This is a genomic window from Thioclava sp. (assembly GCF_048263065.1).
GTDB lineage: Bacteria > Pseudomonadota > Alphaproteobacteria > Rhodobacterales > Rhodobacteraceae > Thioclava.
The window spans coordinates 423,120-437,201 of record NZ_JBLXEM010000001.1 but is presented as its reverse complement, the minus strand read 5'-3'; the positions used below and the strand labels follow the sequence as shown (position 1 = coordinate 437,201).

Genomic DNA, 14,082 nt, shown 5'->3' with positions numbered 1-14,082 from the left:
TATGGCAAGGGTAGTGAAACCTATCTCACGCGCTCGTGTCGAAACGCGCTTGGTTATTTCAATTTGTTACAGTCAAGGCTATCTGGAAGACGATGAAACCAGAATTTACCCTTGGCCCCAGCCCGACTGAACGGCTCAACCGCGCCCGCGCAGATTTACGCATGGGGGTGCCTGTTGTGCTGGCCGGTCACGGGCTTGCGGTGGCGATCGAAACCCTCAGCCCCGAGCGGCTGGCTGCTTTGAGCACGCTCGGCCCGCTGACGCTGGTGCTAACGGCCCGGCGGGCGCAAACGCTTAAGGCGCGTGTCTATGACGAAGATATCGCGCGAATCGCGGTGCCAAAGGACGCAGATCTCGGCTGGCTGCGCGCGCTAGCCGATCCGGCGGATGATTTGCGCGTGCCGATGAAAGGGCCGCTGCAAGCCGAACGCGGTGGCGATCCCGGTTTTGCCCGCGCCGCGATCCGGCTTGCGAAATCGGCGCAGCTTTTGCCCGCAGCGTTGATCGTCGCCCTACCGCACAGCTCACCGCCGGACCTGACCACGATCACCGTTCAAGACGCGCTGCAGGCCGCCGATATCCCGCAAGCCTTTGCCCCCGTGTCCGCAGCGCGCGTGCCGCTGCGCGCCGCCGAGGCAGGCCGCTTGCATATCTTCCGCCCCGATGATGGCAGCGAAGAGCATTACGCCGTCGAGATCGGTAAGCCCGACCGCAGCAAACCGGTGCTGGCGCGGCTCCACTCCGCCTGTTTCACCGGCGATGTGCTGGGCTCGCTGAAATGCGATTGCGGCCCGCAGCTCGATGCAGCGCTGACCCGGATGGGGCATGAGGGGGCGGGGGTGCTGCTGTATCTCAACCAAGAGGGGCGCGGCATCGGGCTGGCCAATAAGATGCGTGCCTACAGCTTGCAGGATCAGGGCTTTGACACCGTCGAGGCGAACCACCGACTTGGCTTTGAAGACGACGAACGCGATTTCCGCATCGGCGCCGCGCTGCTGAAAAAGCTGGGCTTTAGCGCGGTACGGCTGCTGACCAACAACCCCGCCAAGGTGACGATGCTGCAAGCCAATGGCATCGACGTGACCGAGCGCGTGCCGCTCAAGGTTGGGATGAGCCGCCACAATGCGGGCTACCTTGCGACCAAGGCGGCGAAATCGGGGCATATCCTGTGATGCGCCTAACGCCTTTGGGGCTGCGGTTTCGGGGCCGCCGCTTTCCGGTGCAGATCGGGCGCGGCGGTATCACCACGCACAAACGCGAAGGCGATGGTGCCACGCCCACCGGCACCCTGCGCGTCGTGCGCATATTATACCGCGCCGATCGCCTGTCCGCACCGCAAGACTGGGCCGAGGCGATTGGCCCGCGCGATCTGTGGTGCGACGCGCCCGATCACCCCGATTACAACCAGCACGTCAGCGCGCCCTTCGCCGCCAGCCACGAGCCCCTGCGCCGCGCCGATCCGCTTTATGATATCGTGCTTGTCACCGATTGGAACTACCCAGATGCGCAACCCGGCAAAGGCTCAGCGATCTTCCTGCATCAGCGCCGCCGCGCGGGCTATCCCACGGCGGGCTGTCTTGCTTTTCGCCGCGATCACCTGATCTGGATCGCGCAGCGCATCACGCCCGGCGAGGCGCTCGATATTCCCATTCATCTAGCCACAAATACTCCGGGGTCCGGGGCAGCGCCCCGGTCCGCCCTCGCCTCTCGCGATAAAGCCTAGGAATAATCCCGCGCGCCGAAAATGGCTGACCCAACCCGCACGTGAGTCGCCCCCGCCGCAATCGCTGCCTCAAAATCCGAACTCATCCCCATCGAGAGTTGATCCAGCCCGTTGCGCGCGGCCATCTGGGCCAGCATCGCGAAATGGGGGGTGGGATCTTCGCCCTCGGGCGGAATGCACATCAGGCCCTTTACGGGCAAATCCAGCCCCTGCGCATCCGTGACGAATCGATCCAGATCGTCGGGCAGCACGCCTGCCTTTTGCGGCTCGCTCCCGGTATTGACCTGCACGAACAGATCGGGTGACGCACCGCGCGCTTGCGCCAGCCCGGCCAGCTTTTTCGCCAGCGAGGGGCGGTCGAGCGTGTGGATTGCCTCAAACAGCTCAACGGCGAGTTTGGCTTTGTTGCTTTGCAGCGGGCCGATCATATGCACTGCGCAGCCGGGAAATTCGGCGCGCCAAGCGGGCCATTTACCCTGCGCTTCTTGCACGTAATTTTCGCCGAAAAGGCGGTGGCCCGCGCGTAGCACGGCCTCGACCCGTTCATTCGGCTGCACTTTGGACACGGCGATCAGCTGCACCGATCCGGGCGCGCGCCCGGCGCGGGTCTCGGCTTGTGTGATGCGGTCCTTGATTTCGGCCAATGCCATTTTGCGCCTCCATATAGTGCGCGCAGAAAACACGCTTGGCGCGCAAAAGAAAAGAGCGGGCACAAGGCCCGCTCTTTCCGTCATCTTGTCGCGAAAGATCAGAATGCGAATTTCACACCGAAGTCAGCAACGGTTTCTTCTGCGTAACCGTACTGGATGCCACCCTTGAGGGTCGCGCCACCGAGGTCGTAGTCAGCGCCGATACCGTAAGCGGTGTCGTTCAGGTTCGCCACCGCAGTGTTGTTGGCAACGTAAGCACGGAAGGTGGTTGCGCCCATCGTGTAGCTACCGTAGCCGACAACGGTTTCACCAAGAACGCCAGCTTCGTCGGTGTAGTTCAGGCCGAGATTGATCGCGTCGTTGACTTGGTAAGCCGCACCGATGAAGGCGATATCGTTGCCGTCAACGCCAGCAGCGTTCCAGGTACCAGCCGCAGCAACGGTGAGCGGACCCGAAGCATATGCGAGATACAGCGACGATTCAGCTTTCACACCAGCGCCGTACGATGCGCGGAGCGACGAAGTGGCCTGATCGGGGGTGATATACGACAGCATACCGCTGAAGCCACCCATCGAGTAGGATGCCGAAACACCCATACGATCGCTGTTGACGGTGGTTGACGTCGTAGAGAGCGATGCGCCGGTAGCACCATACCAGTCCGAGTTAAACGCGTAGAAGCTCGAACGAATGTCGCCGAACGACGAGTCAACCAGACCGAGTTCCGAACCGTAAACCAGCGGAGCCGAGTCAAGCGCGGTGTTTGCGTTCCCGACTTCCATGCGGAAACCGCCGTAGGTCGCATACATCAGAGCAGGGGAGACTGTGGAGTCTACTTTGCCATTGTCGTACTGTACGCGAATGCGGCCACCGAAGGTCACGCCGCCGTCGGTTTCCGTCGAAGCGTCGATGTTCAGGCGCATACGGGTTTCGACAGTGGCTTTCGACTTATCAACACCGGGAGCACCCAGAATGAAACCGGAAGTAACACCAGGCTTGCTGTTATACTGCAGACCAAAGCGACCATAGCCCGACAGAGTCACATCAGCGGACGCGAAGCCAGCCGAAAGCACAAGAGCGGTTGTCGCGAAGAGAACCTTTTTCATCGTTTTCCCTCATCTTCTTTTAAACTAAAGGTAACCCCCAACTCCGGGGAAGTCCGAACTGGGTATGACGCTGTTTTCCTCTCAAGCGCCCTTCATTGCAACTCAAAGCGCGGGCCGCGCAGCAAAGCCCCGCAGGATGGTGCAGACATGTCACAGTCGGTTTCGCGACCTGCAGGCCCTTGTTTGCATGGAAAACAGTTCAGTGCCGGAAAAACCTTGTCGCTCTGGGGGGCATAGGCTAGAGACGAGACAACCAACTCTAGTGAGCCGACAGGGACAGCGCCTCATGATCAGCAGACGTCTTTTGCACATCACCGCAGCTCTTGGCCTTAGCCTTGCACTTTCCGCCTGCGGTGGCACCTCTAGTGGTAGACTCTTCTCGGCAAGCCCGGAAGACACCGCAAAGGCAAAGCAGCCAACGAATGAGGTTAACGCGCGCAAGCAGACCAAGATTTGGGATCTGTTTGGCAATACAGCTGACCCCAACATCACCGTCGAGGTGAACAAATACCTTTGGCAGGCGTCGCTGGACGTGCTCAATTTCCTTCCCATCCAAGAGGTCGATCCGTTCTCGGGCGTGATCGTGACGGGTTATGGCACGCCTCCGGGTGGCGGTCGTGCGTATATGGCGACGGTCTATGTGACCGATCCGGCGCTGGATGCGCGGTCGTTGAAAGTGTCGCTGCGCTCACGCAGTGGTCCGGTCTCAGCCGATACGCAGCGCGCGGTCGAAGACGCGATCCTGACCCGCGCCCGCCAACTTCGGATTCGTGATTCGAAGCTGTAAGCAGCCCGCTTTAAGATAGACGGTTTTCAATATCCCCCGCCCGAGCCTGCCTCTGGCGGGGATATTTATGTCCAGATGACGGCTGTGGCTGGACCTTGCCCCCGCGCGCGGTGTAGCAAGCCTGCGCAGAATATGACCGATGAGGGCCCAGATATGTCGCGCTACGAACCAAGCCAAAGCGAAGCGAAATGGCAAAAAGCCTGGGACGCAGCGCAGCTATTCGCCGCGCACCATGATCCGGCCCGCCCGAAATATTACGTGCTCGAGATGTTCCCCTACCCCTCGGGGCGCATCCACATGGGCCATGTGCGCAACTACACGATGGGCGATGTGGTCGCGCGTTATAAGATGGCGCAGGGGTATTCGGTGCTGCATCCGATGGGCTGGGATGCGTTCGGGATGCCCGCTGAAAACGCCGCGATGGAGCGGGGCGGCCACCCCAAGGATTGGACCTACGGCAATATCGCCGACATGAAGGACCAAATGCGTCCGCTCGGCTTCTCGCTGGACTGGACGCGCGAATTCGCCACCTGCGATCCCGAATATTACGGCAAGCAGCAGGCGATGTTCATCGACATGCTGTCTGCGGGTCTGGTCTATCGCAAGAACGCGGTGGTGAACTGGGACCCGGTCGACATGACCGTGCTGGCCAATGAGCAGGTGATCGACGGTAAGGGCTGGCGGTCTGGTGCTGCGGTTGAGCGGCGTGAGCTGACGCAATGGTTCTTCAAGATCTCGGATTACTCCGAGGAATTGCTGGATGCGCTGGACGGCCTCAAGGATTGGCCGGAAAAGGTGCGCCTGATGCAGGCCAACTGGATCGGCAAGTCGCGCGGTCTGCAATTCGCGTTTTCGACCAAGGGTGCGCCCGACGGATTCGAATCGCTTGAGGTCTACACCACGCGCCCCGACACGCTGCTGGGCGCAAGTTTCGCCGCGATCTCGCCCGATCACCCCTTGGCGAAGCATCTGGAACGTCACAATCCCGAGATCGCCGCCTTCGTCGCGAAATGCCGGGCCGGTGGAACCACCGAAGAAGCCATCGAGACCGCCGAGAAACTGGGGATGGATACCGGGATCACCGTGCGCCACCCGCTCAATACCGAGATCGAGCTGCCCGTCTGGATCGCGAATTTCATCCTGATGGATTACGGCACCGGCGCGATTTTCGGCTGCCCGGCCCATGATGCGCGCGATTTCGAATTCGCGACGAAATACGAATTGCCCATCGTTCCGGTGTTCGAACCTCTCGAGGGCGACTACCCGATCGCCGAATTCGTGCCGCTGAAATCCGAGAAGGTCCGCTATACCCGCGGCTTCGCGGGCGACGAAGTGCAAACCGGCGAACAAGGCGTGGCCTCGGCCATCGCAACTTGCGAAGAGAACGGCATTGGCCAAGGCGTGACCAAGTTCCGCTTGCGCGATTGGGGCCTGTCGCGCCAACGCTATTGGGGATGCCCGATTCCGGTCGTGCATTGCGAGACCTGCGGCGTGGTCCCTGAGAAGAAAGAGAACCTTCCCGTCGAGTTGCCCTATGATCAAGACGGCACGCCGATTGATTTTTCGATCCCCGGCAACCCGCTGGATCGTCACCCGAGCTGGCGAGACTGCAACTGCCCGAAATGCGGTGCGCCCGCGAAACGTGAAACCGACACGATGGATACGTTCGTCGATTCGTCGTGGTATTATGCGCGCTTCACCTCGCCACATGCGGCCACGCCGACCGATCTGACGGAGGCCGCCTACTGGATGAATGTTGATCAATATATCGGCGGCATTGAGCATGCGATCCTGCACCTGCTCTACTCGCGCTTCTTTGCCCGCGCGATGGCCAAAACTGGCCATCTACCCCCCGAGGCAATCGAGCCGTTCAATGCGCTGTTCACGCAGGGCATGGTCACGCATGAGATCTATCAGACGCGCGACGCTAAAGGCCGCCCTGTCTATCACCTTCCCGAAGAGGTCGAAGACGGGAAGCTGAAGGCCACCGGCGAAGCTGTCGAGATCATCCCCTCGGCGAAAATGTCGAAATCCAAGAAGAACGTCGTCGATCCGATGAATATCATCGCCGCGTTCGGCGCTGATACCGCGCGGTTCTTTGTGATGTCTGACAGCCCGCCCGAGCGTGACGTGGAATGGACGGCAGCCGGAGCCGAGGCGACATCGAAATTCCTCAACCGCGTGCATCGAATCGCGGACGAGATCGCCGGCTCCGACGCGCCTGCCGATGCGGCCGAGGATGCGGCGCTGCTAAAGGCGGCGCATAAGGCGATTGATGAGGTGACGCGTTCTATCGAGGGATTCACGTTCAACAAAGCGGTCGCGGCGCTTTACGCGCTGAGCAACACGCTGTCGAAATCCAAGGCAGGTGCAGGCGCGAAACGCGAGGCAATGCGTTTGATGGCGCAGTTGATGGCCCCGATGGTGCCCCATTTGGCCGAAGATATCTGGCAAATGCTGGGCGGTGAGGGATTCGTGATTGCTGCGCAATGGCCTGTGGCTGATCCAGCCCTTCTGGTCGAGGACAGCGTAACGCTGCCCATTCAGGTCAATGGCAAGCGGCGCTCGGAATTGACCGTTCCCACGGGCATGGCCAAGGAAGAGGTTGAAAAGCTGGCGCTGGCGGATGAACATGTCATCAAGGCGTTGGCGGGTGGTCAGCCCAAGAAACTCATCGTCGTGCCGGGGCGCATCGTCAATGTGGTCATCTAATAGAAGAACCTTTCTGCTAACCGGGGGCGCGCTGGCGCTGACCGGTTGTGGTTTCACGCCGGCCTATGGCCCGCAGGGTGGGGCGGCTGTGCTGCTGAATGGCGTCTCCCCAGATGCGCCAAACAGCCCAGATGCCTTTGCGCTGGTGACGCATCTGCAAAAGCGTCTCGGCCCGGCCAATCCCAAGCGCTATCGGCTAAGCTACACGATCCAGACCACCGCCACGGGCCAAGGGATTTCAACGGACAACGCCACCACGCGCTATCAGCTAAGTGGCACGGTTGATTACACCCTGCGCGATGGGGCCAGCGATGCGGTTCTACTGACCGGGCGGGTGAATTCCTTTACCTCGTGGTCGGCAAGCGGCACCATTGTTGCCACGCAATCCGCCGAACAAGGCGCCCATACCCGCCTGATGACCATTCTCGCCGATCAGATTGTGACCCGTTTACTGGCGCAAGCCTCGAGCCTGCCGCAATGAAACTGGCCGGGGCCGCTGCGGCGCGCTATTTCGCCAAGCCCGATCCCGACCGCGCTGGCCTGCTGATCTATGGCAGCGATGCAATGCGCGTAGCCTTGCGCCGCCAAGAAGTGATCGCGGCCCTGATCGGCCCACAAGGCGAAGAAGAAATGCGCCTCACCCGGATCGCGGGGGCCGATCTGCGCAAATCGCCATCCCTGCTGCTGGATGCAATCAAAGAGGTCGGGTTTTTCCCCGGCCTGCGCGTCGCCTTTCTCGAAGATGCGACCGAAACCATGTCGGATGCGATCACCACGGCGCTGTCGCAATGGCGCGAGGGCGATGCGCGTATCGTTGTCACCGCCGGATCGCTCAACGCGAAGTCAAAGCTGCGTAAAGCGTTTGAGGGCCATTCGAGCGCCTATGCAGTCGGCATTTACGATGATCCCCCCTCACGCGAGGAAATCGAGGATATCCTGCGTCGTGCGGGGCTGCGGGAAATCGGAACTGAGGCGATGACCGATCTCGTAGCGCTATCGCGCGCGCTTGATCCCGGTGATTTCCGCCAGACGGTGGAAAAAATTTCACTGTATAAATTTGGCGACGACACAGCGCTGACGCCTGCCGATGTTGCCGCCTGCGCGCCCTCATCGGTTGAGGCGGGCGTTGATGATGTGCTGGAAATCGTGGCCGAGGGGCGCGCGCCCGAACTTGGCCCGGTGATCCAGCGACTCGAAAGTCAGGGCGTGCAACCGGTGCTGCTGGCGATCATGGCGCTGCGCCATTTTCGCGCGCTGCACGCGGCGGCCTCGGACCCGCAAGGCCCCGGTTCGGGAATCGCGCGCATCCGCCCGCCGATTTTTGGCCCGCGCCGTGACAAGATGCAGCGTCAGGCACAAAGCTGGGGCATGTTCAAACTGGAAACCGCGCTCAAAGATCTGGTTGAGGCTGATCTGACCCTGCGCTCTGCCTCGCGCGCGCCGCAAATGGCGGTGATCGAACGCACATTGATGCGGCTGGCGATGTTGGCGCGGCGATGAAAACGGCACTGGTCATCGGGGGCGGCCCTGCGGGCATGATGGCGGCCGAGGAACTGGCGCGCGCCGGGGCTGATGTGACCCTGATTGAGGCCAAGCCCACCCTCGCGCGTAAATTCCTGATGGCGGGAAAATCGGGACTGAACCTGACCAAGCAGGAACCGCTTGATGCGTTCCTGTCGCATTACTCACACCCTCAGATTGCCGATATCACCCGTGCCTTCGGCCCCGATGAGATGCAGCAATTCACGCGTGATTTGGGTGTCGATCTGTTCACCGGGTCAACGGGGCGCGTCTTTCCCAAGGTCATGAAAGCCTCGCCGATGCTGCGCGCGTGGATTGCGCGGCTTAGTGCACTGGGCGTCACACCCCGCACGCGTTGGCGCTGGCAAGGGTTTGATGGCGCGGCGCTGGTCTTTGACACGCCGGACGGTCGCAAGACTTTACAGGCCGACGTCACCGTGCTGGCGCTTGGCGGGGCGAGTTGGCCCCGCCTTGGGTCCGATGGCGCGTGGCGGGATTGGCTGATCGAAAAGGGCGTCACCGTCACGCCATTCCAGCCCGCCAATATGGGGTTTCAGATCGCGTGGTCCGATCACATGACGCCGCATCTGGGACAGCCCGTCAAAGGCGCAGCACTGATCACGCCCACAGGTCGCTCACGGGGTGAATTTGTCATTTCAAAGCGCGGCATCGAAGGCGGCGGGCTGTATCAGATCTCGGCGCAATTGCGCACGGGCGCTCCGCTGCATCTCGATCTTGCACCAGATATCGACGCAGATACCCTCGCCCAGCGCCTCGCCGCGATCCCGACCAAGCAAAGCCTGTCCAACCGTCTGCGCCGCGGTGCCAAGCTTGATCCCGTGAAACTCGCGCTTGCGATGGAATGGGGCCGCCCGCTGCCAAGCGACCCGCAGGCGCTGGCCGCTACGCTGAAATCGCTGCCCGTGCCCCTTGGCCCGCCACGTCCGCTTGCCGAGGCGATCTCCAGCGCAGGTGGCATTGCGTGGAACAGTCTCAGTAACGATCTGGAACTCTCCGCCTTGCCCGGCATTTTCGCCGCCGGAGAGATGCTCGATTGGGAAGCACCTACCGGAGGCTATTTGCTGACCGCCTGCCTCGCCTCGGGACGTCATGCCGGACGCGCGGCGGCGCGCCGCCTCTTGTCTTCCCCTGATTGAAATATCTCGGGGTGAATGGCCGGAGGCCAGAGGGGCAGCGCCCCTCTTTGACGCTTAATTATCGCCATCTGGCGACGGGGGGCAGCGCCCCTCCCCCGTCACGTTTCGCCACACGCCTGATCCAGCAGCGCGCGCAGGCCAGCGCGATAGGTGGGATAGCGCAGCGTGACACCCAGATCGCGCTTGATTTTGTCGTTTCGCACCTGCTTGCTTTCAGCATAAAAGCTGCGCGCCATCGGCGATAAGTCAGCCGTTTCAAAATCAATAGCGGGCGGTGACGGCAGGCCCAACAACTCGGCAGCGTAGCCGATCACGTCTTGCGGCGGGGCCGGATCATCGTCGCAAACGTTATACACCGCGCCCGGATCGGGTCGATCTATCGAGGCAAGCAACACCTGCGCGATATCGTCCACATGAACACGCGAGAACACCTGCCCCGCCTTGACGATGCGCTGCGCAGTTCCATTGCGCAGCTTTTCGAACGGACCTCGACCGGGGCCATAAATCCCCGCCAAGCGGAACACATGCAGCGGCAAACGATGGGCGGCGGCAAGTGCCCCCCAAGCGGCCTCGGCCTCGACCCGAGCCTGCCCGCGTTTGGTTGAAGGGGCCAGCGGCGTTGCCTCATCCACCCAACCGCCCGCATGATCGCCGTAAACGCCTGTCGTCGAAAGGTAGCCCACCCAGTCAAGCCGCGCCGCCGCCTGCGCAATCTGCGCGCCCGCCGCCGTCAGAACCGGATCGCCATGCTCACCCGGCGCAACCGAGGTCAGAAGATGGCTCACGCCCTCTAGCGGCAATGCGCCGCCGTCCCAAATTACCGGCTCGACCCCTTGCGCACGCAATCGATCTGCCTTGTCAGCCGAGCGCGTCGTACCGATCACCCGCCAGCCGCGCGCTAGCAGCCGCGGTGCGAGGGTCCGCGCGCTATAGCCATGTCCGATGGAAAGAAGCGTGGGCATCGCGGCCCCCTTTTGCCGAACTGTCATCTGACCTAGGTAGAGCTTGCGTGAACGTATCACAACGTCTCTTGAACCTTCGCGCGGGCAATGACAGGCTGGGACATGGAGCTTAACAACAAAATCAAATCTTGGCCCAAGGCTGCTGCGCGCTTGATTGCCGTTGCCGCTGGGCGTGAGCCTGCCGATCTTGTCATCAAAGGCGGCAAATGGGTGAACGTGCACTCGCGTGAGGTACTGGACGGCTATGACCTTGCCGTGGCTGAGGGGCGCTTTGCCGCCATCGCACCGGATCTGTCAGCCGCCATCGGACCCGACACCGAGGTCATCGAAGCCAATGGGCGCTACATGGTGCCGGGCCTGTGCGATGCGCATATGCACATCGAAAGCGGCATGCTGACGCCGGCGGAATTTGCCGCCGCTGTGATCCCGCATGGCACGACGAGCATGTTCACCGACCCCCATGAGATCGCCAATGTGCTGGGCCTAGCGGGCGTGAAGATGATGCATGACGAGGCGCTGATGCAGCCCGTCAACATCTTCACCCAGATGCCATCTTGCGCGCCCTCTGCGCCGGGGCTTGAGACAACTGGATTTGAAATCACCCCTGAAGATGTCGCCGAGGCGATGCAATGGCCCGGCATCGTGGGCCTCGGCGAGATGATGAATTTCCCCGGCGTGGTTGCGGGCGATCCCAAGATGCTAGCTGAAATCGCCGCCACGCAGAACTCCGGTAAAACGGTGGGCGGGCATTATGCCTCGCCCGATCTGGGGGCCGCGTTTCGCGCCTATGTCGCGGGCGGCCCGGCGGATGATCACGAGGGCACCTGCGAGGAAGATGCCATCGCGCGGGTGCGTCAGGGGATGCGCTCGATGATGCGGCTCGGCTCGGCGTGGTATGACGTGGAAACGCAGATCACGGCGGTCACAGAAAAGGGGCTCGACCCACGCAACTTCATTCTGTGCACCGATGATTGCCATTCAGGAACGCTGGTGCATGACGGGCATATGAACCGGGTCTACCGCCATGCGGTTGCCTGCGGGGCCGAGCCGCTGGTCGCGCTGCAAATGTGCACGATCAACACCGCCACCCATTTCGGACTAGAGCGGGAACTGGGGAGCATCACGCCGGGTCGGCGCGCCGATCTGATCCTGACCTCGGATCTGGCAACCCTGCCGGTTGAGCATGTGATCGCGCGCGGTCGCACGGTCGCAAAAAATGGCAAGCTGCTGGCGGACTGCCCGCACTTTGAGTGGCCCGACAGCGCGCGCGATACCGTGCATTTGGGCAGAATCCTGACTGCCAGTGATTTCGAGATCACCGCCCCCGAAGGCGCAAACACCGCAACCGCCCGCGTGATCGGGGTGGTTGAAAACCAAGCCCCGACCAAGGCACTGACAGTGGAACTCGCGGTCGAAAATGGCATCGTTGGCCCCGATACCGACACAGATATCGCCCAGATCGCGCTGGTCGAGCGTCACCAAGGCACCGGCGGCGTGACCAACGGGTTTGTCTCGGGCTTTGGCTACAAGGGGCGTATGGCGATAGGCTCGACTGTCGCGCATGACAGCCACCACATGATCGTCGTGGGCACCGATCGCGAGATGATGGCCGCCTGCGCCAATGCCTTGGGTAAGATGGGCGGTGGCATTTCGGTCTGGAAAGACGGGGCCGAAATCGCTGCCGTGCCGCTGCCAATCGCGGGGCTGATGTCGGATGACCCAGCCGCCATCGTGGCCGAGCGCGCCGGTAAAATGGTGCAAGCCATGGCCGAGTGCGGCTGCACCCTGAACAATGCTTACATGCAGCATTCGCTGCTCGCGCTTGTCGTCATCCCGGAAATCAGAATTTCGGATCTGGGGCTGGTCGACGTGACGCGCTTTGAACTAACGGAACTCTTTACATGAATGAACCACTGACAACACTCAGCCCGGACGCGCGCGATCCGGAGCAATTCACCGATGCAGCTGCAGCCGTGAAACGCCTCGAAGATCTTTACGAAGAGGCCACGGCCTTTCTGCTGGAGAAATTCAACGACACGCTGGACTCCAAGCGCGCTGTGGCGCGGTTTCGCGCGTTTTACCCCGAGGTGCGCATCACCGTGCCCTCGCATATCAAAAGCGACAACCGGCTAAGCTTTGGCCATGTCGCGGTGCCCGGCGTCTACACCGCGACGCTGACCCGGCCTGATTTGTTTCGCAATTATCTGACCCAACAACTGGGCCTATTGATGCGCAATCATGGCGTTCCGGTGCAGATTGGCCCCTCGAATACACCGATGCCGGTGCATTTCGCGGTAGCCGCGCATCCGGACGTAACGGTGCCGCAGGAAGGCGTGCTGGATTTCAGCCTGCGCGATGTGTTCGACGTGCCCGATCTCGCCTCGATGAACGATGATATCGTAAATGGCATGGCCGGACCGAACCCCGATGGCTCGGGTCATCTGGCCCCCTTTACTGCCCAGCGCGTGGATTATTCGCTGGCCCGGCTGTCGCATTACACCGCCACCCATGCCGAGCATTTCCAGAACCATGTTCTGTTCACCAACTATCAGTTTTACGTTGATGAGTTCGAGGATGTGGCCCGCCAAATGTTGGCCGATCCGAAATCGGGCTATTCCAGCTTTGTTGCGCCCGGCAATCAAGAAATCACCGACCCGCAAGACCAGATTCCCGGCCTTGCGAAACTACCGCAAATGCCCGCCTACCACCTCAAGCGGCCCGATGGGCAGGGGATCACGCTGGTAAATATCGGGGTTGGTCCGTCCAATGCGAAAACCGCGACCGATCATATCGCGGTGCTGCGTCCCCACGCTTGGCTAATGGTGGGTCACTGCGCGGGCTTGCGCAATTCCCAAAGCTTGGGCGATTTCGTGCTGGCGCATGCGTATTTGCGCGAAGATCACGTTCTGGATGACGACCTACCCGTTTGGGTGCCAATTCCGGCTTTGGCCGAGGTTCAGGTCGCGCTGCAAGAGGCTGTGGCCGAGGTTACCAAGCTTGAGGGCTATGATCTGAAAAAGATCATGCGCACCGGCACCGTGGCCACAATCGACAACCGCAACTGGGAGCTGCGCGACCAATCCGGGCCAGTGCATCGCCTGAGCCAGTCACGCGCCATCGCGCTGGATATGGAAAGCGCGACGATCGCGGCGAACGGGTTTCGTTTTCGCGTGCCCTACGGCACGCTGCTCTGTGTTTCCGACAAACCGCTGCATGGCGAATTGAAGCTGCCCGGCATGGCGACCGAATTTTATCGCTCGCAAGTTTCCAATCACCTTTTGATCGGGATCCGCGCGATGGAAAAGCTGCGCGAAATGCCGCTGGAGCGCATCCACAGTCGCAAATTGCGAAGTTTTGAGGAGACCGCCTTCCTGTAACGCAGGAAAATCCATGAAACAAGGCGAAAAGGTCTTGCCTTGCTGAATGAAAACGTGTCGAACATTGCCGACCAACCGTGCAATGCGGAC

The 14,082-nt window shown here is 61.4% G+C and carries 12 protein-coding genes; 9 read left to right on the top strand and 3 right to left on the bottom strand.

Annotated elements, in window-relative coordinates:
* Nucleotides 1-92 precede the first annotated feature (92 nt).
* Nucleotides 93-1,172: a GTP cyclohydrolase II gene (gene ribA, locus ACN0SD_RS02215; RefSeq protein WP_417806575.1), complete on the top strand. Its 1,080-nt coding sequence runs from the start codon at nucleotides 93-95 to the stop codon at nucleotides 1,170-1,172.
* Nucleotides 1,172-1,723 (top strand): L,D-transpeptidase family protein, encoded by a 552-nt coding sequence (locus tag ACN0SD_RS02210; protein WP_417806574.1) that lies wholly within the window; start codon nucleotides 1,172-1,174, stop codon nucleotides 1,721-1,723. Before ribA ends, ACN0SD_RS02210 begins: the two co-directional genes overlap by 1 nt.
* Here ACN0SD_RS02210 and ACN0SD_RS02205 read toward each other — a convergent pair.
* Nucleotides 1,720-2,373 (bottom strand): YggS family pyridoxal phosphate-dependent enzyme, encoded by a 654-nt coding sequence (locus ACN0SD_RS02205; protein ID WP_417806573.1) that lies wholly within the window; start codon nucleotides 2,371-2,373, stop codon nucleotides 1,720-1,722. The genes ACN0SD_RS02210 and ACN0SD_RS02205 overlap by 4 nt on opposite strands.
* A 98-nt stretch (nucleotides 2,374-2,471) precedes the next feature.
* Nucleotides 2,472-3,476 (bottom strand): porin, encoded by a 1,005-nt coding sequence (locus tag ACN0SD_RS02200; RefSeq protein ID WP_417806572.1) that lies wholly within the window; start codon nucleotides 3,474-3,476, stop codon nucleotides 2,472-2,474.
* A 289-nt stretch (nucleotides 3,477-3,765) separates the two neighbouring features.
* Between ACN0SD_RS02200 and ACN0SD_RS02195 the strand changes: the two genes are divergently transcribed.
* The 5 genes from ACN0SD_RS02195 to ACN0SD_RS02175 all read left to right on the top strand — a co-directional run bounded on the left by ACN0SD_RS02195 (nucleotide 3,766) and on the right by ACN0SD_RS02175 (nucleotide 9,653).
* Complete coding sequence (locus ACN0SD_RS02195) at nucleotides 3,766-4,263, top strand: DUF3576 domain-containing protein (RefSeq protein WP_417806757.1); 498 nt, start codon at nucleotides 3,766-3,768, stop codon at nucleotides 4,261-4,263.
* Nucleotides 4,264-4,416: 153 nt separating this feature from the next.
* Nucleotides 4,417-6,975, top strand: coding sequence for a leucine--tRNA ligase (leuS, locus tag ACN0SD_RS02190; protein WP_417806571.1), 2,559 nt, complete (start codon nucleotides 4,417-4,419; stop codon nucleotides 6,973-6,975).
* Nucleotides 6,962-7,456, top strand: a complete 495-nt coding sequence (lptE, locus tag ACN0SD_RS02185) for an LPS assembly lipoprotein LptE (protein WP_417806570.1) — start codon at nucleotides 6,962-6,964, stop codon at nucleotides 7,454-7,456. The genes leuS and lptE overlap by 14 nt, the downstream gene beginning before the upstream one ends.
* A complete protein-coding gene (gene holA / locus ACN0SD_RS02180) occupies nucleotides 7,453-8,475 on the top strand; it encodes a DNA polymerase III subunit delta (RefSeq protein ID WP_417806569.1) in 1,023 nt (340 codons plus the stop codon). The genes lptE and holA overlap by 4 nt, the downstream gene beginning before the upstream one ends.
* Nucleotides 8,472-9,653 carry a TIGR03862 family flavoprotein gene (locus ACN0SD_RS02175; RefSeq protein ID WP_417806568.1) on the top strand — a complete coding sequence of 394 codons (1,182 nt, stop codon included), beginning with the start codon at nucleotides 8,472-8,474 and terminating at the stop codon, nucleotides 9,651-9,653. Before holA ends, ACN0SD_RS02175 begins: the two co-directional genes overlap by 4 nt.
* 98 nt (nucleotides 9,654-9,751) lie before the next feature.
* On the opposite strand, the gene ACN0SD_RS02170 is transcribed toward ACN0SD_RS02175, so the two are convergent.
* Nucleotides 9,752-10,615: an SDR family oxidoreductase gene (locus ACN0SD_RS02170; RefSeq protein WP_417806567.1), complete on the bottom strand. Its 864-nt coding sequence runs from the start codon at nucleotides 10,613-10,615 to the stop codon at nucleotides 9,752-9,754.
* Nucleotides 10,616-10,717: 102 nt separating this feature from the next.
* Here ACN0SD_RS02170 and ade point away from each other — a divergent pair, with 102 nt between their 5' ends.
* Both ade and ACN0SD_RS02160 read left to right on the top strand, forming a co-directional pair.
* Nucleotides 10,718-12,520: an adenine deaminase gene (ade, locus tag ACN0SD_RS02165; protein ID WP_417806566.1), complete on the top strand. Its 1,803-nt coding sequence runs from the start codon at nucleotides 10,718-10,720 to the stop codon at nucleotides 12,518-12,520.
* Nucleotides 12,517-13,992, top strand: coding sequence for an AMP nucleosidase (locus tag ACN0SD_RS02160; protein WP_417806565.1), 1,476 nt, complete (start codon nucleotides 12,517-12,519; stop codon nucleotides 13,990-13,992). Before ade ends, ACN0SD_RS02160 begins: the two co-directional genes overlap by 4 nt.
* The last annotated feature ends 90 nt before the right edge of the window (nucleotides 13,993-14,082 follow it).